Origin of the sequence: Pedobacter sp., from assembly GCF_039594775.1 — a bacterium.
Classification (GTDB): Bacteria; Bacteroidota; Bacteroidia; order Sphingobacteriales; family Sphingobacteriaceae; genus Pedobacter.
Genome location: NZ_JBCNMT010000001.1, coordinates 653,189 through 675,370, shown reverse-complemented (window position 1 = coordinate 675,370; position 22,182 = coordinate 653,189). Strand labels below are relative to the sequence as shown.

Annotated in this window: 18 protein-coding genes; 3 read left to right on the top strand and 15 right to left on the bottom strand. The window is 39.6% G+C overall.

The annotated features are described in order from the left end of the window. Positions 1-80: 80 nt before the first annotated feature. The 3 genes from ABDV71_RS03015 to argH all read right to left on the bottom strand — a co-directional run bounded on the left by ABDV71_RS03015 (position 81) and on the right by argH (position 3,992). Entirely contained in the window at positions 81-1,469 is a 1,389-nt protein-coding gene (locus ABDV71_RS03015; RefSeq protein WP_343530945.1) for a Gfo/Idh/MocA family oxidoreductase, read from the bottom strand. A 406-nt stretch (positions 1,470-1,875) separates the two neighbouring features. Beyond that, positions 1,876-2,661, bottom strand: a complete 786-nt coding sequence (locus ABDV71_RS03010; protein WP_343530944.1) for an endonuclease/exonuclease/phosphatase family protein — start codon at positions 2,659-2,661, stop codon at positions 1,876-1,878. Further along, positions 2,661-3,992 (bottom strand): argininosuccinate lyase, encoded by a 1,332-nt coding sequence (argH, locus tag ABDV71_RS03005; RefSeq protein WP_343530943.1) that lies wholly within the window; start codon positions 3,990-3,992, stop codon positions 2,661-2,663. Before argH ends, ABDV71_RS03010 begins: the two co-directional genes overlap by 1 nt. 167 nt (positions 3,993-4,159) lie before the next feature. Between argH and ABDV71_RS03000 the strand changes: the two genes are divergently transcribed. After that, positions 4,160-7,027: a prolyl oligopeptidase family serine peptidase gene (locus ABDV71_RS03000; RefSeq protein ID WP_343530942.1), complete on the top strand. Its 2,868-nt coding sequence runs from the start codon at positions 4,160-4,162 to the stop codon at positions 7,025-7,027. Between the two features lie 33 nt (positions 7,028-7,060). Here ABDV71_RS03000 and ABDV71_RS02995 read toward each other — a convergent pair whose 3' ends face one another. The 11 genes from ABDV71_RS02995 to ABDV71_RS02945 all read right to left on the bottom strand — a co-directional run bounded on the left by ABDV71_RS02995 (position 7,061) and on the right by ABDV71_RS02945 (position 17,158). Continuing rightward, on the bottom strand, positions 7,061-7,699 hold the full coding sequence (locus tag ABDV71_RS02995; protein WP_343530941.1) for an NAD(P)H-binding protein: 639 nt from the start codon (positions 7,697-7,699) through the stop codon (positions 7,061-7,063). A gap of 157 nt (positions 7,700-7,856) precedes the next feature. Continuing rightward, entirely contained in the window at positions 7,857-8,918 is a 1,062-nt protein-coding gene (locus ABDV71_RS02990) for a M20 family metallo-hydrolase (RefSeq protein WP_343530940.1), read from the bottom strand. A gap of 78 nt (positions 8,919-8,996) precedes the next feature. Next, positions 8,997-9,800: a pyrroline-5-carboxylate reductase gene (proC, locus tag ABDV71_RS02985; protein ID WP_343530939.1), complete on the bottom strand. Its 804-nt coding sequence runs from the start codon at positions 9,798-9,800 to the stop codon at positions 8,997-8,999. Positions 9,801-10,148: 348 nt separating this feature from the next. Further along, entirely contained in the window at positions 10,149-10,937 is a 789-nt protein-coding gene (argB, locus tag ABDV71_RS02980; protein WP_343530938.1) for an acetylglutamate kinase, read from the bottom strand. Between the two features lie 60 nt (positions 10,938-10,997). After that, complete coding sequence (locus ABDV71_RS02975) at positions 10,998-11,342, bottom strand: VOC family protein (RefSeq protein WP_343530937.1); 345 nt, start codon at positions 11,340-11,342, stop codon at positions 10,998-11,000. Positions 11,343-11,387: 45 nt separating this feature from the next. Further along, a complete protein-coding gene (locus ABDV71_RS02970) occupies positions 11,388-12,365 on the bottom strand; it encodes an acetylornithine carbamoyltransferase (protein ID WP_343530936.1) in 978 nt (325 codons plus the stop codon). Between the two features lie 86 nt (positions 12,366-12,451). Next, entirely contained in the window at positions 12,452-13,582 is a 1,131-nt protein-coding gene (locus ABDV71_RS02965; protein ID WP_343530935.1) for an aminotransferase class III-fold pyridoxal phosphate-dependent enzyme, read from the bottom strand. 43 nt (positions 13,583-13,625) lie between these two features. Continuing rightward, a complete protein-coding gene (locus ABDV71_RS02960) occupies positions 13,626-13,979 on the bottom strand; it encodes a four helix bundle protein (RefSeq protein ID WP_343530934.1) in 354 nt (117 codons plus the stop codon). A 24-nt stretch (positions 13,980-14,003) separates the two neighbouring features. After that, complete coding sequence (gene argC / locus ABDV71_RS02955) at positions 14,004-14,990, bottom strand: N-acetyl-gamma-glutamyl-phosphate reductase (RefSeq protein WP_343530933.1); 987 nt, start codon at positions 14,988-14,990, stop codon at positions 14,004-14,006. Between the two features lie 125 nt (positions 14,991-15,115). Further along, positions 15,116-16,306 carry an argininosuccinate synthase gene (gene argG / locus ABDV71_RS02950; RefSeq protein WP_343530932.1) on the bottom strand — a complete coding sequence of 397 codons (1,191 nt, stop codon included), beginning with the start codon at positions 16,304-16,306 and terminating at the stop codon, positions 15,116-15,118. Between the two features lie 153 nt (positions 16,307-16,459). Further along, a complete protein-coding gene (locus ABDV71_RS02945; RefSeq protein ID WP_343530931.1) occupies positions 16,460-17,158 on the bottom strand; it encodes a GNAT family N-acetyltransferase in 699 nt (232 codons plus the stop codon). A gap of 547 nt (positions 17,159-17,705) precedes the next feature. On the opposite strand from ABDV71_RS02945, the gene ABDV71_RS02940 reads away from it, so the two are divergent. After that, entirely contained in the window at positions 17,706-18,410 is a 705-nt protein-coding gene (locus ABDV71_RS02940) for a DUF4397 domain-containing protein (RefSeq protein WP_343530930.1), read from the top strand. Here the strand turns inward: ABDV71_RS02940 and ABDV71_RS02935 are convergent, their stop codons facing one another. Then, positions 18,411-19,613, bottom strand: coding sequence for an FAD-binding oxidoreductase (locus ABDV71_RS02935; protein WP_343530929.1), 1,203 nt, complete (start codon positions 19,611-19,613; stop codon positions 18,411-18,413). Positions 19,614-19,762: 149 nt separating this feature from the next. On the opposite strand from ABDV71_RS02935, the gene ABDV71_RS02930 reads away from it, so the two are divergent. Then, positions 19,763-22,171, top strand: a complete 2,409-nt coding sequence (locus ABDV71_RS02930; protein ID WP_343530928.1) for a TonB-dependent receptor — start codon at positions 19,763-19,765, stop codon at positions 22,169-22,171. Positions 22,172-22,182: the final 11 nt, after the last annotated feature.

Here is a 22,182-nt window from a genome sequence, read left to right as displayed (position 1 = left end):
AAAATCTAGCGGCTTTTTTGTTACATCACCCGTCATTGCGGGCCTTGCTAGGCAACCTCTCACAATGACGAAGAAAATAATTACATCTTAATGTCCATCACTTTATTTTTCTTACGACTTTCTTCGGCCATGAAACCCATTACATGACTTTCAATAGATTCATCGATGGTTGAAGTGAGCAAGGCTGGGTTCTTCTGAGCTACCGCCTGCACAAAGTCACGTACCAATAGCCAATCTCCGCCACCATGGCCGCTATTTTTATACTCTTCTACATCTTCTGCTTTAGGGATAAACTTGGTATCTTTCCCTGTTCTAAAATCGTAATGCACCAATTCGGTCATATCGCCAACCAAATCGCCCATAGAGCCCATTACCCGAGTTCTTCTACCGTGATATGAGGTAAAGGCCTCCATCGAAAAACTTGCCGTAACACTGTCCGCAAATTGGATGTTGGTAACATAGTGATCAGGTTGGTCATTTTCCATTCTATACACGCAACGACCATAGTTGGTAGTTTTTAATTTTTCGGTGATAAAGCCCTTGCGGTCCTTAGTTCCAGCAGGCACATCAAATACCGAAGTACGTTTATTAAGGTCCACATATTCCTTAATTGCCGAATATGGGCACTCTCTTTCTATCTTACAACCATCAGTGCAACGAGCCGTACTACCTTGTGGCGCATTCTCCTTTCTAAACCATTTCAAATCGCCCATGGCAGATATTTGTTTACTTGGTTTATTAATCACCCATTTAATGATATCTAGGTCATGACATGATTTGGCTAGGATAATCGGAGTAGTTTCTTTTGAGTTATGCCAATTCCCCCTCACATAGGAATGCGCCATGTGGGTATGCTCAATAGGTTCAAAATGCTGGATACTGATAACCTCACCAATAGCCCCATTGGCAATAAGTTCTTTCATTTTCACAAAATAAGGTGCATATCTCAACACGTGGCATACTGCTACAATACGGTTATTTTTTTTTGCCAGGTTTAAAATATCCCTACATTCTTTTTCGGTTGGAGCAATGGGCTTCTCCAAAAGAATATCGTAACCCATAGCCAAAGCCTTCATGCACGGTTCGTAGTGCAGGTTATCTGGTGTTGAAATAATCACCGCGTCGGCAAATTTTGGTCTTTTAAATACGTCTTCCCAAGTATTAAAACGATTTTCGGCAGGTATGTTATGAATCTTGGCGTACCTATCGTTCCTAAAAGTATTAGGTTCCGCAACGCCAATGATTTTAATTTGATCAGTAAATTTTGCCGCAAAACCACCATAAACCATACCTCTGTTTCCTGCACCAATGGTAATCGCAGTTACTGGTTTAGCTAAGCTTTTGTGATTAGGGTTGTCTGGGATGTTATACAGATAGGAACGTTCGCCAATTTTGGCCAGCACCTCTGTACCTACAATGGATGCTCCAACGGTAAGCGAAAGTGTTTTAAGTAAATTTCTACGGTTCATGATATTTTGGTTATAGATTGTTTTGTATAACCAAATATACATTTCATTTTCTTTTGATTTATTCTAAATTGCCTTTTATTTTATTTCAATATTTAACTAAAAAGAAACAAACAAGACACAATAAGTTAATTTTTATAGCAAGGGAATAAACCTTGCGGGTTTTGGTTTGCTGGCACTAGAGATTTACTTCGTAGCTGCTTCGCTAACCCTTCACGTCATTTCGACGAAGTATGAGGAGAAATCTATTAATTGTGAGATTTCTCTCTGCGTTCGAAATGACAGCAAGAGCACGAAAAATAATGAACAGTAAGAACCCTCGTGGGTTATGAGCTAAAGATTTACTTCGTAGCTGATTCACGATTGTTATCGTTACATTTTTCCTTGGAATGACAAGCAAGAAGAAATATTACTTAATGATAATTTTAGCCACAATAGGCAAATGGTCAGAAGCTTGGTGCTCTTGAATAACCTCATGACTGGATACTGAGATTTTTCTGCTAGGCTTAAAAGCAATAAAATCGATGGTTCGCTTAGGCGTAACCACAGGAATGGTAAAACCGCATTGATTGCAGGTACGTGTGAAATTCTTATCTAAAAACTGTATGGTAGCCGAGTTGGGCACCGCATTAAAATCGCCTGCAATGATGAAGGTTCCTTTTTCCTTTTCAGCATATTTCACGATTTCCGAAATCTGGAGCAATCGCAAAGCTTCATCTTTTTGGTGGTCTAAATGAGTAGACCCAAAAGCAACTTTCTTTCCGTTGGCGAGCTTAACGCTAACAATCGCTAATACTCTATCCTCGGCTTTAACGCCTTCTATTCTTGAAAATTTTAAGGTATGTTGTTCTAAAATTGGATATTTCGAAAGTATGGCCACACCATAATCCCCACCATCATGGTCTATGGCCTTTGCAAAATAGAAATACATGTTTAGCTTTTTGGCTAAATATTCAGCTTGGTTAATGTTTCCCGAACGATTAATATTCACATCAACTTCTTGCAGCGCCACAAAATCAGGCTTTTGATTGGCAAGTACATTAGCAATAGCATCTAAATCTATTAGCCCAGGCTTAGCCGGTGGATTACCATGATGAATATTATAAGAAACGACTGTAATGGTGTCTGCTTTTTGGGCCAATAGGTTCAAACTAGTTAAAACCAAGGCCAACAGGAGACAATACTTGAGTTTCATTATGCAATTAAATTAGCAATGGCTTTATTCACTTTTTCAAAACCAAAACCTTTTAATGTTTGGTTCATGGCTGCAGCAATTTCTTCGTTCATTAAGTTGCCAATACTTCCTTCGTGAGTATGTTTCAATTCATATTGCGGCTTAAAAGTACCGTTTTCAATCTGTTCGCCCACAATTTTATAAGCTTCCCTAAATGGCACGCCTTGTAAAGCCAAATCATTCACCACTTCCACACTAAACAGGTAATCGTATTTTTTATCCTTCAAGATATCATCTTTGATGGAGATATGCTGCAACATGAAAGTAGTAATCTCCAAACATTCATTTAAGGAGATAAACGCAGGGAAAAGGTTTTCTTTCAGCAACTGCAGATCTCTATGGTAGCCTGATGGCAAATTGGTCGTCATCATGGCAATTTCATTTGGTAGAGCTTGTATTTTATTGCAACGAGCTCTTACCAACTCAAAAACATCTGGATTTTTTTTGTGTGGCATAATGCTACTGCCCGTTGTTAATTCCGAAGGGAAGCTGATGAAACCAAAATTTTGGTTAATGAACAGGCACACATCCATGGCCATTTTGGCTAGGGTTGCTGCTACCGATGACATGGCCTGTGTCAAAATACGTTCGGTTTTACCACGGCCCATTTGAGCATACACTACATTGTGGTTCAAACTTTCAAAGCCTAAAAGTTCTGTTGTTAAAGTTCTGTTTAAAGGGAATGACGAACCATAGCCCGCAGCAGAACCCAAAGGGTTTTTGTTGGTGATTTTCCAAGCGGCCAACATCAATTCCATATCATCGGCCAAGCTCTCTGCATAAGCGCCAAACCATAAACCAAATGAGGAGGGCATGGCAATTTGCAAATGGGTATAACCCGGCAGTAATTTATCTCTGTGTAAGTTGCTAAGTGAAATCAATTGGTTAAACAGCTCTTTTGTATTTCCAACCATTTCTTCAATACAGCTTCTGAAATAAAGTTTCAGGTCTACCAAAACTTGGTCGTTACGTGAGCGTCCACTGTGAATTTTCTTTCCAGCTTCACCAATGCGCTGGGTTAAAAGCCATTCTACCTGCGAATGCACATCTTCCACGCTATCTTCTATGGTGAAGCGTCCAGCTTCAATTTCGTTATAGATTTCTTTAAGCGCTGTTTGTACCTCTTTAAGTTCCTCGGCAGTAAGTAGGTTAATGGTTTCCAACATTTGTGTATGTGCCAAGGAGCCCAATACGTCAAATTTTGCCATCTGTAAATCCAATTCCCGATCCTTCCCTACGGTAAAGTTCTCTACAAATTGGTTTACATCTACATTTTTCTGCCAAATCTTCATAATATCTAAATTTAAGCCTTGTTAAAGCCGCACAAAAATACAACAATTACCGCAAGATTGTAAAGCAAAGCTGCGAACTCAAAAATCGCAACACAAGTGCATTAATAAACTGGAAGTATACTACATTATGGAGTAAATCATATACATTTGTATAAAGACCATAAATTATGAAGAAAATAACTTTATCTCTATTGCTGCTCGGCGGGATATTGGCAAATTCCGCACAAGCTCAGGTAAAGCCTGCGCTCACCTGGAAAGATGTTTCTAAATGGAATTATAACCGTGGAAATGCACTTTCTGGCGATGGCCAGTGGACCGCTTGGGCAACAGGCCCAACAGAAGGCGATTTAAAAATGGTGATCAAAAAAACCTTTGATACCTTAAGCTACAGCTACCCGATTGGTGCTACGCCTACCTTAGCTTTATTCTCTAAAAATGCTAAGTACGCCGCTTTCAAAGTATCTGCAAAAGATGCAGAAGCTAAAGCAGCAAGAAAAACAATGAAACCTTTGTACGATAAGCTATTATTGGTTTCATTGGCAGACAACAAACAAACCACTTTTGAAAAAGTAAGAACTTTCAGCTTTTCTGGCGATGCTTCTGATTGGATTGCCATTCAATTCGCACCATTGGAAACTGCACCGAAAGATAAAGATGCAGCTAAAGGAACTGATGTGCTTTTATATCACTTAACTAGCAAAAAAAGTTATAACCTAGGAAACGTTGGTGAATTTGCATTTAATAAGGCTGGCGATAAGCTTGCTTATACCGTTGACGCCAATGGACAAAACGGCAATGGCCTTTTCTTAAGAGACATGAAAACCGGAACCATTACGGCATTAGACAATGATAAAGCGGTTTATAAAAGCATTACTTGGAACGAAGAGGGAACTGCTTTTGCACTTCTAAAATCTAACAAAAATGAAAAATACAAAGATGAAGTGCTAAGTGTGATCGGCATCAACAAAATTAATGGCGATTTAACTGCTAAAGTAATTTACAATGGTATTGATGATAACAATTTCACTAAAGGCATGGGCATTAACACCAATGCTACCCCATACTGGTCAGATGACCAAAGCACTTTGTTTTTTGGCATCAACACCTTAACCAAAAAAGAAGATAAAAAAGCGGATAGCGCTAAAACCAAAGGCAAACCTGAGGTTAAAGTGGATAGTGCCGCAAAGGCTAAAGCTGCCCCTGCACCAGAAGCGAAAAAAGACGATATTGAAAAACCAGACATGATCATCTGGAATTGGCAAGACAGACGTCTTCAATCTGCACAGCAAACACAGGAAATGAGAGATAAAAACTTCAGTTATGTAAGTTCTTATCGTGTTGCAGATAAAAAGTTTACACAACTTGCCGATAGCAACATGCGTTCGGTCACTGTTGCTCCAAAACAATTATATGCCATTGGCTATGACAATACCAAGTATGAGTTGATGGGTAATTTGGATGGACAAAGTTATTCTGACGTTTACTTGATCGACCTCAAAACAGGCAATAAAAAACTATTATTCGAAAAAATGTACGGCAATAATGGCGGTCGTTTGTTTGTAGCTCCTGATGGTAAAATTGCCAGTTATTATGTTGATGGTGTGTTCTACAGCGTTAATTTCGAAACTGGCCAAAAAGCTAACCTTACAGGGAACATCAAAGCTTCTTTTGTTGATCAATTAGATGACCATAATGTAACCAAACCGGCAACAACCAATTATGGTTGGTCTTCTGACTCGAAATATGCGCTGATCATGGACAACTATGATTTATGGAAGATTTCAGCAGATGGAAAATCAGCAACAGCGTTATCTGACAACTGGAAAAGTAAAAAGACAGCAGTTGCTGGCAGGTACCGCATTTACGTTAACGAAAAAGGAACAGACTTAAGCAAAGACCAATATTTTACGGTTTTCAATAACGAAACAAAGGATATGGGGATTGGGATTCTCCCAGCAGGAAAGTCTAAAATCAATGTATTGTTTGCTGATGCCAATAGCTACGGTGCTTTAACCAAAGCTGAAAATGCCAACGTTTTTGCTTATTCAAAAAGTAACTATGCACAATCTCCAGTATATTATGCCAGTGCAAGCAATAACCTAAGTGCTCCTAAACAAGTAAACACCAACACGCCAGATCAAGCCAAATATGCTTGGACTTCAGGAGTGAAATTGATCAAATACGTAAGTGCTCACGGCGATACTTTACAAGCTGCACTTTATTTGCCGGCAAACTACGAAGCTGGAAAATCGTATCCAACCATTACTTACATTTATGAGCGTTTAACTGATGGTTTAAACAACTATAGCATGCCGGGCTTCCCAGGTGGAGGTTTCAATGCAGCAATGTATTTAAGTAATGGCTATGCAGTGTTGATGCCAGATATTAAGTACAAATTAAATGACCCAGGAATGTCGGCTGTAGCTTGTGTAGTACCGGCTGTGAAAGCGGCAGTAGCTACAGGCATTGTAGATGAGAAAAACGTAGCCATCCATGGTCACTCTTGGGGTGGTTACCAAACTTCTTTCTTAATTACCCAAACCAATATCTTCAAAGCTGCAGCAGCGGGTGCTCCATTAACCAATATGATCAGTATGTACAGTTTGATCTACTGGAACAGCGGTGGTACCAACCAAGCGATTTTCGAAGCTAGCCAAGGTCGTTTAACCCCGGGCTATTGGGATAATTGGGATGCTTTTGCTCGTAATTCTCCAATTTATCACATTAAAAATGTAAAAACTCCTTTGTTGTTATTGCACAATGATAAAGATGGTGCCGTTGATTTTACCCAAGGTATTGAGTACTATAACGGCTTAAGAAGATTGAACAAACCAGTGGTAATGATTACCTACAAAGGCGAAAACCACGGTATTGCCAAATTACCAAACCGTAAAGATTATGCGGTACGTATGATGGAATATTTTGATTACATGTTGAAAGGCAAACCAGCTCCAGAATGGTGGAGTAAAGGGGTTAACCGATTAGATATGGAAAAACATTTGGAAGCTAGGGCTTTTGACGAAGCAGGCAACTAAAATAAAAGGCGGTGAAATTCACCGCCTTTTATTTTAAATACTGGCAATAAATGGGGCTTGCCCAATGTACTCCCTGTTCTCTAATTGTTCTATAAGGAAGTTAGCTAAATCTGTAGCGCTGATATGATCGCCAGGGCAATCTTCAAGGCTTACCCTAATACCCTTAGCTACCTCCGTTTGCTCAATGAGCGGAAGCCTTACCAAAGTCCAGTCCACATTGCATTTGGCCAATAGTTCATATTCAACCTGTTTATCTGCAGTGGTTGGAGCATAGTTGGTCCGCATCCAATCGGTAGCCTGTTGTACCTGCTCGTTTTTATGGTCATGAGGTGTATCTACACTTAAACCAGTCGTTACGATGTAGCGCTTGATGTTTAGCTTTTGCATTGCATTCAACACGTTTTTGGTGGCCGTACTAAAAATAGGCGGCTCGCCTTTCGGTTGTCCCAATGTGCTCAGTACGGCAGTACAATCTTCCAATAAAAGCGCTATGTCTGCTGGGTTTCGTGCATCTCCCTTTACCTTTTCAATAGCGGGATGATTAAATTTCACTTGGTCAGGATTTCGCAATAGCATTTTAACGCGGAAACCTCTTTCCAATAGTTTTTTCACTACATATTTTCCTGATTTTCCTGTGCCGCCAATTACGGCAATATGATGATAATTAGTCATAATCTCCTATAAAATTTGGGTAATAAAAAAAACCGTCAGAACATCTACATGTCCAACAAATAAGCAAGAACTGCTTTCGGGGTAATATTTATAAAGAGATTTTAATACTCGAATTTAGGAAACAAAATCATTGAATTCAACTCTGTTCCCTAAATTTTTAGGATACCACGGGCTTCAGCATAGCGATATAGCCCTCAATGCCCTGTCTAATTTCATCTACATACAAAAATTCATCGGCCATGTGAGAACGACCTGAAAAACCTGGTCCGCATTTTAGTGACGGAATGGATAGTAATGCCTGATCAGAAGTGGTTGGCGAACCGTAAGTGGTTTTGCCCAATGCAATTCCTGATTTAACAATTGGGTGGTCTTTATCAATAGAAGATGGTTTTAACCTTACCGAACGAGGTTTCACCTCACAGCTCACATGCTGTTTAATGATTTCTACCACTTCTTCATTGGTGTAAGCGTCTGTTACCCGAACATCAACCGTAAAAGTACAATTGGCAGGTACTACATTGTGCTGGGAACCCGCGTTGATAATGGTAACGGTCATTTTCACAGGACCAAAAACTTCCGACACTTTAGGAAATTGATAGTTACGGAACCATTCAATATCTGGTAGGGCTTTATAAATGGCATTTTCACCTTCTTCACGTGCGGCATGACCAGCTTTTCCGTGAGCGGTGCAATCGATTACCAAAAGCCCTTTTTCGGCAATGGCCAAATGCATTTCGGTAGGTTCGCCAACAATGGCAAATTCCAGTTCGCCCAAATCCGGGATCACCAATTCCAGACCATCATTACCTGAAATCTCTTCTTCGGCAGTTGCTGCTAAACAGAAGTTATATTTTAAGCCTTCCTGCTCATAAAAGTATAAGAAAGTAGCAATCAGCGATACCAAACAACCCCCTGCATCATTACTGCCCAAACCAAATAGCTTGCCATCTTCAATAGCAGCATCATAAGGGTCACGGGTGTAGCCCGAATTCGGCTTCACGGTGTCATGGTGCGAATTCAATAAAATGGTGGGCTTAGACGCATCGAAATGCTTGCTATAAGCCCAAACATTGTTCAGTTTGCGATGAGTTTTAATACCATGTTCACCCAAAAACTGCGCAATTAAACTTGCCGTTCTATCCTCTTCTTTGCTAAAAGACTGGATGCGAATCAAATCTCTTAACAGTTCTGTGCTTTCTTTGATTAATTTTTCAATCATAAAACTCCTTGCTGTCATTCCGAGGAACGAGGAATCCCATTTTCGGGATGCTTCGACAAGCTCAGCATGACAAGTTGTTTATTCGTTATAAAGTCCACCAGCTTTTTTAGCAGACAGTTTAATTCCTTTAATTAGCGATGAACTGAAACCATTATGTTCCATTTCATTTAGGCCTGCAATAGTACAACCTTTTGGCGAAGTTACTTTATCTATTTCAGTTTCTGGGTGAGTTTCGTTCAATAATAATAAATCTGCCGCCCCTTTCGCGGTTTGTACCGCCATTTTTAACGCATCATGTGCATGAAATCCAATTTCTACCCCACCTTGCGAAGCGGCTCTGATACTGCGTAAAAAGAAAGCGATACCACAGGCACACAAAGCAGTTGCCGAGGTCATCAAATCCTCCTGGATGGTTACTACCGCTCCTACGGTTTCAAATAAGGTTACCACTTCATTCAAATTTTCATCGGTAGCGCTATCGGTAGCCACACAGGTCATGCTTTGGCCAATAGAAATGGCCGTGTTTGGCATTGCCCTAATCACCTGCACATTTTCGCCCAGCTCTTTGCGCACATCAGCACAAGTTACCCCTGAAACTACGGAAACAAAAAGCTGTTTTTCAGGATTTACCGCGGGCGCCAGCTGCACTAAAACCTTTTTCAGCTGTTGGGGCAATACACCTAAAACAATAATATCAGCACCATCAATGGCAGCCAAATTATCATCACTTACTTTAAATCCTGCAGCGACTTCTTCTGTCATCAGCTTGATATTTCTTCTCGTTAAGGTGATGTTTTCTGCTTTGCAGTAGTTTTTATTTACTAGTCCTTTTGCTAAGGAAAGTCCGATATTTCCGCTACCGATAATGGTTATTTTTTTCATCTCTTTGTGATTGCACAGATTTTATGATTTCACCGATATGTCGATGGTTAGTTATTCTTTTTTGAAAAGCTTTGCAGTGCTATTTTTAATGTTTAGCCCGCTATTCGCTACAATCTTTTTTACTCCTTGTCATGCTGAGCTCGTCGAAGCATTGTTACCGATGAAATATGCTTCGACGAGCTCAGCATGACACGCCACGAAAGTTTTTGCAACAAAAATATTTCCCTGCCTACCACAGGCAGGCGTTGCTATCAGGTTTAGAAACGAGAGCCTTCTCCATTTTACTTCAACCAAAACATATTCCACGTCGGCAAAACCTTACTTTCTTATACCTAATATTTCAAAGTCTTACTTTAACAACTTCGTGCCGAAAGTACCCGCAGCAATTTCTGTCAATTCATCGGCTTTGCCGATATAAACCGAAGTCACTCCTTTATTAATGGCTTCAAAAGCATTGTGCAGTTTCGGAATCATCCCACCTGCAACTGTTCCATCAGCTTTTAAAGGTTCAAAGTCAGCCGAACGGATTTCCCTTACCACCGTAGCATCGTCATTCACATCTTTCAAAACACCTTTTTTCTCAAAGCAATATACCAAATGTGTTTCGTACTGCGCAGACATGGCCACCGCCACCGCCGAAGCAATGGTATCAGCGTTTGTATTTAAAAGTTGTGTCTCCCCATCATGGGTGATAGCACAAAGTACGGGTACAAAATCAGCTTGTAACAAATGGGTTAATGAGGTAACAGAAACCGAGCTTTCATCTAAATCGCCCACAAAACCGTAATCAATTTCCTTGACAGGGCGTTTTTTTGCTTTAATGATGTTACCATCAGCACCAGTTAAACCAATGGCATTTGCTCCCTTGGCTTGTAGTTGGGCCACAATATTCTTGTTAATTAATCCAGCGTAAACCATGGTCACCACACGTAGGGTTTCAATGTCCGTAATTCGCCTACCTTCTACCATTTTAGCTTCAATACCTAGGGACGCACTAATTTCAGTAGCAATTTTACCACCTCCGTGAATCAATATTTTCGGTCCTTCCAAGGCTTTAAAATCTTGTAAGAAATGATGTAGATTTTCCGAATTATCGATGACGTTTCCGCCAATTTTTATGATGGTTAGTTTCTGCATAAACACTGTTTTATATTGTTGAAAGGCTTGAATGTTTTAAAATTGTAACGTTGTCAAATTCTATTCCGACCAAACTGCCAATTCATAGCCATCAGGGTCGGTAAATTGGAAACGTCGACCTCCGGGAAAACTAAATATATCTTGAACAATAATTCCACCCGCAGCTAGAACTTTGTCTCTAGTGGCTTCGAGGTTTGCAGAATAAAGTATCACCAATATAGTTCCGTTAATGGGTTCACCTGTGGTAAATCCTCCATCAACATAGTCGCCTTCAAATGCCGTATAATTTGGACCATAATCGGTAAATCTCCAACCAAAGCATTTGTTGTAAAAATCCTTTGCCCGGTGAATATCTGCCGATAAAAATTCAATATACTGTATCTGTTCGTGTTTTAGTTTTTGCATAGTGCTTTATCGTCATTGCTTCGTACCTCGCAATGACGGGATAATTTACAAATTTTCCAACATCGCTTTCAATACCGCTTGGGCAGACCATAATCTGTTTCCAGCTTCGTGAATGACTAGAGAGTTTGGTCCATCCAATATTTCCGAGGCCAATTCCAAGTCCCTACGAACAGGCAAACAGTGCATTATTTTTGCATTACTGGTCAGTTTCAGCTTCTCGTTATCCATCATCCACCCCTCCGGAAAATCTAACAACTTGCCATATTCCTTGTAGCTGCTCCAGTTCTTCACATAAACGTAATCTGCATCAGCAATAGCTTCATCTAAGTTATGAGAGATTTTAGCTCCAGTAGTAAAACTTTCATTGAGCTCGAACCCTTCGGGTTGGGCAATGGTAAAATCCAACATTCCTTCTGCTTGCGCCCTGCTCATCCACTCTGCAAAGGAATTTGGAACCGCTTGCGGCAAAGGTTTGATATGGGGCGCCCAAGCCAATACTACTTTTGGTTTAGCTTTGGCATCAATGCGGTATGGCTCCCAAGTTTCGTGTATGGTCACCAAGTCCGCCAAGCTTTGCAATGGATGTCTGGTGGCACTTTCTAAACTTACCACCGGTACACCGCAAAACTTCACGAACTTGTTAAAAAACTCTTCATTATAATCTTCTTCTCTGTTTTGCAGCTTAGGAAAAGAACGTAAACCTAAGATATCACAATATTCGCCCATTACGGCAGCAGCTTCGCGGATATGCTCCACGGTAGTGCCGTTCATGATGACGCCATCCTGTGTCTCCAAAGCCCAACCTTCCTTATCCATGTTCATCACCATCACATTCATTCCCAAATTAAGGGCTGCTTTTTGGGTGCTTAAACGAGTTCGCAAACTTGGGTTCATAAACACTAGTCCAAGTGTTTTATGCTTACCTAAATCACTATGCGCATAAGGATTAGTCTTTAATGCTAAAGCACTTGCTACTAACTGTTTGATGTCGGTTACATCATTTACGGAAGAAAATAACTTCATGTCTTTATATTTTCAAGGTATCATGCTGAGCTTGTCGAAGCATCTGCTTAATAAGTGCTTCGACAAGCTCAGCATGACAAGTTTAATTACTTTACTAGTTCAGCAAATGCTTTTAGGAACTCATCTGCATGTTCTTTAGTCAAATTCAATGCTGGTAATAAACGGATTACGTTAGGTTTTGCTTCTCCTGTAAAAATGAAATGTTTAAATAATAACTCTTTCTTTACATGAGCTAGTGCTTCTGGCAATTCAACACCAATCATCAGACCTCTTCCACGCACTTCTTTCACCTGCTCAAATTTCTTTAGCTCCTCAATCAGATAGGTTCCTACTTCCTCAGCATTTTTCATCAAGCTATCTTTCGCAATTACTTCTAGTACCGCTAACGCCGCGGCGCAAGCTAAATGGTTTCCGCCAAAAGTGGTCCCTAGCTGTCCATGCCAAGGCTTAAATTTAGGGGCAATTGAAATCCCTGCAATTGGAAAACCATTACCCATTCCTTTGGCCATGGTATAAATATCAGCATCTACCCCTGCCCAATCGTGCGAATAGAATTGACCTGTTCTGCCATAGCCACACTGTACACTGTCAGCAACGTAAACCGCATTATATTCATCACAAAGTGAACGGATTTTTTGCAAGAAACTTTTCGAAGCTTCCTTAATTCCGCCAACTCCTTGAATACCCTCGATGATTACCGCAGCAATTTCATTTCCGTGTTTTGCAAATTCATTAGTCAAAGCTTGCTCATCGTTATGCGGCAAGAAAATGATATTATCTGTCTCGTTAACCGGAGCCACAATTTTCGGGTTATCTGTAGCTGCAACGGCCAAAGAGGTACGACCGTGAAAAGCGCCTTTAAAAGCAATCACTTTCTTTCTACCGTTGTAAAAAGATGCCAGTTTCAAGGCATTCTCATTCGCCTCGGCACCTGAGTTACATAAGAACAATTGGTAATCTGTTTTGCCTGAAACTTGACCTAATTTTTCCGCCAGTTGTACCTGCAGAGGAATTTTGATAGAGTTTGAGTAAAACCCAACTTTGTTTAACTGATCAGTTAAACGCTGCACATAATGCGGGTTGGTATGGCCAATGCTAATTACGGCATGACCGCCATATAGGTCTAGATATTGTTGCCCGTTAGCATCCCAAACATTACTGCCCGATGCTTTAGTGATTTCTATGTCGTTTAATGGATATACGTCGTATAAGTTCATTTCGTAAAAGTTGTAGGTTATAGGTTTTAAGTAATAAGTTGTACTAAGCCCTAACCTTGGTAATTAAATTTATGAGCATTGCTTTGACATCGTTTGCTTCCTTTGAAAGTGTATTGAAATTATCTTCGTTAATATAATTTAGGTCTCGTGATAATATCAAAAAGTACTCTGTTTCATTAGCTGACCCTAAAGCAATATTTAAAAAGTTTGCAAAATCTGCTTTTGTCTGTTTCCCACAACCTTCTGCAATATTAGCGGGAACCGATGAAGCAGCCCGCCGCAATTGATTGGTTAGGCTATAAAGTTCTTCTTTCGGAAAATCTTTTGTATATCTATAAATTTCAAGTGTAAGACCATGTGCCTTTTCCCATACTTTCAAGCTTTTGAAATCTTGCATGACTTATTACTTAAAACTTATAACCTAAAACCCAATCGCTTTCAATTTCAGCCCCGCTGTTTCCTCCAAGCCAAACATTAAATTCATATTCTGAACCGCTTGTCCGCTGGCACCTTTTAAAAGGTTATCGATAATGCTGATGATGAATAACTTATTCCCATGTTTTTCTAAGTGAATAAGGCATTTATTGGTATTCACCACCTGTTTTAAATCGATGTTTTTCCGACTTACATGGGTAAATGGATGGTTGGCATAATAACTTTCATAAAGCTCATATGCTTCTTCTTCGGTCAGACCACTTTCAATGTACATGGCGGCCAAAATACCTCTGGTAAAATCGCCACGCTGAGGCACAAAGTTTAGCGCTTCTTTTACTTCGCCTTGCAACTGGGTTAAGCTCTCCCCAATTTCATTTAAATGTTGATGTTCGAAAGCTTTATAAATCGAAAGGTTGTTATTTCTCCAACTAAAGTGCGAGGTTTTACTCAAGCTTTGTCCGGCACCTGTTGATCCTGTAGTAGCATTAATGTGCACTTCACTTTGTAACAAGCCTTTTGAAGCCAAAGGCAATAAACCCAATTGGATACAAGTAGCAAAACAACCTGGGTTGGCAATGTTTTGTGCAGATACGATCTTTTCTTTATTTAATTCTGGCAAACCGTAAATAAAGTTACGGGTTGCGAGTTGCGAGTTTTGAGCTAATCTAAAGTCTTGCGATAAATCAATGATTTTAACGTTCTCGTTTATTGGATTTGCTTCCAAAAATTTCTTGGCATCACCATGTCCAACGCACAAAAACAATACATCGATATCTTGTGAAATTTGGTCAGTAAATCTCAAATCAGTATCACCAAATAAATCAGTGTGTACCTCTGAAATCAAGTTGCCTGCATTACTGCTGCTATTTACAAAAGCAATTTCTACTTGCGGGTGGTTCACCAAGATGCGCAGCATCTCGCCACCTGTATAACCTGCTCCACCAATAATTCCCGCCTTAATTGTTTTACTCATAATCTTTAACCTTAATCCTTCGACAAGCTCAGGATGACAATTTTAATATAATTGCTTCGTTCCTCCTCGCAATGACGACAAACGATAGAAGATCTTTCAGACTTTTCTGTCTCCCTGACTCTTTTCTACTTTTCAGCGTTTACTTTATGCCAAATCATTACTTGGTTACCGAAGATTTTAGAAAATCCTTTTACATCTTCGCCACTCCAAGCATTGTTCATCTCGCCATAGCTACCAAACTTGTTACTCATTAAATCGTTATCACTTTCAATACCAATAACGTGGAAACGATAAGGCAACAACTCTACAAACACTTTTCCGTTAACGGTGCTTTGGGTAGAGCTTAAGAAAGCTTCCATATCTCTCATAATTGGATCATGAAATTGACCTTCGTGCAGCCAGTTACCATAAAATGATGATAAGTTTTCTTTCCAGCTCAACTGCCATTTGGTTAAAGTGTGTTTCTCTAATGCATGGTGAGCTTTAATGATTACCATTGGTCCTGCCGCCTCAAAACCTACACGACCTTTAATTCCGATAATGGTATCTCCAACGTGGATATCACGGCCTACACCGAAAGGAGCAGCAATAGCTTGTAACTTTTGGATGGCTCTTACCGGTACCAATTTCTCACCATCAACAGCAACCAATTCACCTTTTTCAAAAGTCAATTCTACTTTTTTAGATTCGGTTTCGGTCACTTGCGTTGGCCAAGCGCTTTCTGGCAAGGTCTGGTTAGAAGTCAACGTTTCTGCCCCACCTACCGAAGTACCCCACAAACCTTTGTTAATCGAGTATTTTGCCTTCTCTGCAGTATATTCAACTCCATGTTTAGCTAGATATTCAATCTCCGCTTCGCGAGATAATTTCAAATCTCTAATTGGTGTAATGATTTCTACATTAGGGATCAAGATATTGAAAATCATATCAAAACGTACCTGATCATTCCCCGCACCAGTACTACCATGAGCCACATAATCAGCACCTATTTTCTTTACATAATTGGCAATTGCCGTAGCTTGGCAAACACGCTCTGCACTTACCGATAATGGATAAGTTGCGTTTTTCAATACGTTGCCAAAAATCAAATACTTGATGCTATCGTTGTAATAGTTTTCGGTTTCGTCAACCGCAGCATGCGATGCAACACCTAAAGCATAAGCCCGTGCTTCAATTTCCTTTAACTCTTCTTCAGAAAAACCTCCGGTATTTACCACTACGGAGTGTACTTCTAAATTTCTGTCTTTGGTTAAATGGATGCAACAGAATGAGGTATCTAAACCTCCGCTAAATGCTAAAACAACTTTCTTTTTCATCTTGTATTTAATTTTACCAACTTAGACACTTAGGAAAACCTAAGCCAGATGGTTGATATAGGTTATATATTTTAATTCTATTTTTTGACCAGTTGGGACACTTGATAAAACCTAAACTTAGTTGTACTGTGTCTTAGGCGGTTAATTAATTTTCTATTTATTTATAAATGCCAAAAACAACAACAGCGATTTCAAATCGTTATTACCCTTATTTTTTTCGATTAAACGTTGCTTGATACGCATAAACCTTTCATAAAGTTTTGGCTTTTTCTGCAATTCCTCCGCAAACTCCTTCGCTGCTTCATGTTTTTTCTCCTTAGGATCATACAACATGGCCGTACACATGCAATTTTTGCGCTCCTTCATTTTAAGGATTTCGAAATTGACGCAACTTTGGCAGCCTTTCCAAAATTCTTCGTCCTGGGTAAGTTCCGAATAGGTAACTGGCTCATAACCCAAATCAGAATTGATTTTCATTACGGCCAGTCCGGTAGTTAAGCCAAAGATTTTTGCCTTGGGATATAGCTTTCTAGACAGGCTAAAGATTTCCTCTTTGATGGCTTTTGCTAAGCCAGCTTTTCTGAATTTTGGGCTTACGATTAAACCTGAATTAGCCACAAACTGCCCGTGGCTCCAAGTTTCTATGTAGCAAAATCCAGCCCACGTTCCATCCTTATGAAAAGCAATTACGGCCTTTCCTTCCTGCATTTTGCCAGCTACGTATTCTGGCGAACGTTTAGCGATACCTGTCCCCCTAGCCTTTGCTGATTCGGCCATTTCTTCAACTATTTCTTCAGCAAAAACACGATGTTCAGGAAGTGCAACTTGCACTATAAAATCGTTATTATTCATTAATTCTTTAACGAAAAAATATGGTATTCTTGTTAATTGGGTTTTTATTGAGGATCAATTCCTCATGGGTTTAAGTTCCCTAGGGGTATGACTTAAATCCGCGGCGTAAAGAGTTGCCGACTTGTAGTGATGTGGAATACGGGTCGTAAACGTTCAATAAAATAACCGTTAGGGGCCATGGTTTTGGCCTCTAAAACAGATAATTTATGGACGATTTGTTTACTCACTTTTTTATAAAATCAATAGTATTGAATTGATTGTGGCGCAAAGGTTTAAATAAAAATCGAGTTGTGCAATAGAATTCGTATTTTTTTACATTTTCTTTAACATTCCTTAATCTTACAACCAGTAAGAATTTCAAACCATTTAAGCTATTAAATGTAGCGAAACAGATCGTCATTGCGTATTGGAATAAGAAGAGTGTTACTTTATCTCTAAAGAAATCCTTTATTTAACAAAGTTTAACATCGATATGAAACCGATAAAACCAATATTTGTATATTTGAAATATTTTCAGACAAATTAAAATTGTCATCAATCCTTTAACATGAATACAACCCATACAAAATTCTCTTTCAAAGCTTTATATCTTTTATTTGCAATTGCAGCTGTTGCATTAATTTCCGCTTGCGGAAAGAGCGACACCGCTGTAATCAGCTATGGCTCCTTAAGCGTTTATAATACTTCGCCTACTTCTGCTACTTATGATGCCTATATCAATAGTTCAAAAGCAAATGGTGCCGCCCTACCTTACGCTGGTGGAATAAAATATGCACAGCTTAACACCGGCAGCTATGATGTTAAATTTACTGTTGCAGGCGAAACAGCTTCTATTTACACCAAAACCGGTGTTCCAGTAAGTGCTAACGCCTTTTCAACTTTATATTTGATAGGCACTAGCGGTAATTTTGACGGTTTGCTTTTAACTGATGATTTTACAAACACATCTGCCGAAAAAGCTTATGTACGTTTCATTAACCTATCTCCAGATGCAGCGGCTTTGGATTTAGGCATTAAAGATGCGACCACCAACCTTGCTTCTAATAAAGCCTACAAGGCATACAGCGGGTTTGTCGCCGTAGATCCAGGTGCAAAAGTTTTAGAAATTAAAGGGGCGTCAACTACTACCGTTAAAGCCACGGTTGATAGAACCTTTGTAAAAGGCACTTTCTATACCGTAATTGCTGGTGGTAAGGTTACTCCCGCCGCTAATGAAAGAGCTTTCAACGGACAAATTATTGTACATCAATAATCATCTTCCAAACCTAAAGAAATAAGCCAAGGGATCTATTTCATTTTGCAGCATTCTTGCAATGATATTGGCACCTATTACCGAGAACGTTATTCCATTACCTCCAAATCCCAAGCAAAAATAGCTGTTTGGGAATTTGGGGTGAGGTCCAATGTAAGGCAATCCATCCTTAGTTTCACCGAAAGTACCGCACCACGCAAAATCGGTAATGAAATCGACACCGGGCATTAGCTTATTAATGGCCTTTAAAAGCTTCCTCTCTTTATTGTTCAATAAAGCATCCCGTAATACCGGATTTTTAAAATTCTCATCTTCGCCACCCACCAAAAGCCGATGATCTGCAGTGCTCCTCATATACAGGTACGGACTATCGGTGTTCCAAAAAAGCGTATCGTAAATGGTAGAAATAGCACCTTCCATACGCTCACTAACCATAGCATAGGTACTTTTTAAGTTCACTATTTTTTCGGGGATGAGCTTTACGCTTTCATAACCAGTGCAGTAAATAATTTTCTTTGCCCTAATTTTAGAATCGGTATCTGTCTCTACAAGCACTTCATCTTTTAAATATCTAACTTTCTTCAGCTCGGTTTTATCAAAAACTTCTAACCCTCTTTTGTGGTTAAAGGATAACAGTTCATGAGTTAACCTAAAGGCATCTACGCTAGCACCATCTTTTGATAAGATCCCTCCTTCTGATTGCAATCCATAATCGGATTGAATTTGCACTCTATCCAACCATTTCACCTCAAACCCAGCTCTCAGCCTTTTCTCAAATTCTAGCTTTAGCCATTTCGCATCTTTTCGACTTCCAGCAAAATAAAGTGAATTTTTAGAGTTAAATCCTGCCTCAGATTTGATTTCATCCGAAATTTTCTTTAGCTGCCAAATAGAATCCCGACAAGCCTTGTAGCTAGACACAGCCCCAACCTCGCCTATCAGCTTTTCCAGTTGATATAAGGGCATATCAATTTCATATTGCAGCATAGAAGTGGTTGCCGAGGTACTTCCATTGGCAACTTCTCGTTTATCTATGACTACGGCTTTGAAACCAGCATCTACGCAAGCATGTGCCATTAATGCCCCTGTAATACCTGCACCAACAATTAAAACATCGCAAACAATGTCTTTTCTTAAAGAGGGATAAGCGTTTAGAATACCATTATTGACTAGCCAATAAGGTTCGTTAGATCTGATGTCCATAAAGATGTTTTTTTCAATAACACCAAAAAAGTGAAAAAGTTCTGACCTCAAAATGTGTTTATTTAGAATAATTAAAAATAATTTTGGATTACACGGAGAGGTGTCGTTAATTTGCATCAGTTTAGAATTAATCCAAATAACAATTAGAAATGAAAATACGACTCCGTTTAGCGCTCATACTTTTGATTTTGCTCAATCATATGGCCTTTGCACAACAAAATGGAACCATAAAAGGTAAAATAACAACGTCTGACGGCCAGCCCGCCTCTTTTATCAGTATAGGCTTGAAAGACAAAACCCAAAATACTTTAACTGACGACAACGGAGCTTACATACTTCACAAGATAAAACCAGGCAGTTATACCTTAAAAGTTAGTGCGGTTGGCTTAAATACACAAGAAAAAACAATTACCGTTAACGCGGGAGAAACCGTATATGTAAACTTCATGCTTACTGAAAATAACGAGGCTTTAAAAGAAGTTACTATAGCAGGCAAAAAGAACAAGTATAAGGTGAGTTTGCCATCAGCCTCCCTCAGACTGAATGAGCCGCTGTTGGAAGCTGCACAAAACATACAGACCGTAAGCGAGCAGGTCATTAAAGACCAACAAATCATTAGCATGAGCGACGGCTTAGTGAGAAATGTAAGTGGTGCAGCAAGATCTGAGCATTGGGGAGATCTTTATACCAATATCAAGATGAGAGGCTCGCAAGTGCAAGCAATGCGCAACGGCTTCAATTTTGTGAATTCTTACTGGGGGCCATTAACAGAAGATATGAGCTTTGTAGACCATATTGAGTTTGTAAAGGGACCTGCGGGTTTTATGCTTGGTAACGGCGACCCAAGTGGTCTATACAATGTAGTAACTAAGAAGCCTACAGGAATTAACAAAGGCGAGGTTTCCTTTACTATTGGCAGCTACGACTTATACAGAACAGCCATCGATTTTGACCATAAAATCACCAACGATGGCAAGTTGCTATTCAGACTAAATGCAGCGGCACAAACCAAGGGCTCTTTTAGACCTTATGAAAACAATGACCGTTATACTTTTGCACCATCATTGAGCTATCAATTGAGTAGCAAAACTAAAATTACTGCTGAGTACGCATTACAAAACGCAAAGATGACAGAAGTAGGCTCATTTTACGTTTTTAGCCCTAATGGCTATGCCACGTTACCTAGAAACTTTACTTTAACGCAGCCAGGAGTGCCCGACACCAGGATAAATGACCACAGTGCATTTGTAAACTTGCAACACAATTTCAGCGATACTTGGAAAGCGACGGCACAAGTGGCGTACTCAAAATATCTGCAAAATGGCTACAGTTCTTGGCCTTCTGCTGTTTATACCAATAATACCATTATTAGAAATGTGGCTATTTGGGATGCAGAAAGTACCATGAAATTGGCCCAGTTCTTCTTAAATGGACAAGCTAAAACCGGTGGCATTATGCATAGAATTTTAGTAGGATTTGATGGAGGTAAAAAAGATTACATGGCAGATTGGGGACAATCACACGATTTAGATTTACCAAGTGCACCTTTTAATGTTAACAACCCCAATTACGGATATCCTGCAAACGGATATCCTGCTTTTGATAGAAGCGCTAGCTTAAAAGTAAGAGCCGGAACAAATATTATCGACCAAAAATATCTAAGTGCTTACTTACAAGACGAGCTAGGTTTTTTTGACAACAAATTACGGTTGACTCTAGCTGGACGATATACCTATGTTAATCAATCTGCTTATGGTGCCAACGCCGAAACAGCGAAAAAGGTTACCCCACGAATTGGCTTAAGTTACTCTCTTGATAAAAATACCGCTATTTATGCCGTTTACGATCAATCATTCCTGCCACAGTCGGGCATTTTGCGCAATGGCGAAAAAAACCTACCATTAACTGGTACCAATTACGAAGCTGGAATTAAAAAAGATTGGTTAGACGGCAAATGGAACACTACCGTATCTGTTTACCGTATTTTGAAACAGAATGAACTGGCTGCCGACCCAACAAATACCGCTGGTGAAAGCTACAGTATCGTTATTGGTGAAAAAAGGGCTCAGGGTATTGAGTTTGACCTTCGAGGTGAAATTATATCAGGCTTAAAATTAATTGCGAATTACGCTTACACTGATGGAAAAGTAACCAAAGTTGCTCCTGGGGTTACGAGCGTTGCCGTTGGAGAAGTAGTCCCTGGCTTTGCCAAGCATACCTCTAACGCTTGGTTAAGTTATACCTTGCAAAATGGTGCTTTAAAAGGTGCTGGTATTGCAGCTGGATTTAGCCATTTAGCTGGTCGTGCGATGGGTACTTTCAGCGGAACGAACGAAGAACGAAACCTTCCGGATTATTTTAAACTAGACGGCGGATTATTTTGGGAAAACAAAAGCTTGAGAATAAATGCCAATGTATTTAACCTTTTAGACAAATATTTATATACAGGTGCTTATTACACGGGTTATTGGAACGCTCCTAGTTATGATTTGGGAGTTTACTCGTGGCAAGCAGAAGCGCCAAGAAATTATAGGTTAAGTATTGCATATAAATTTTAATTAACCTTCTC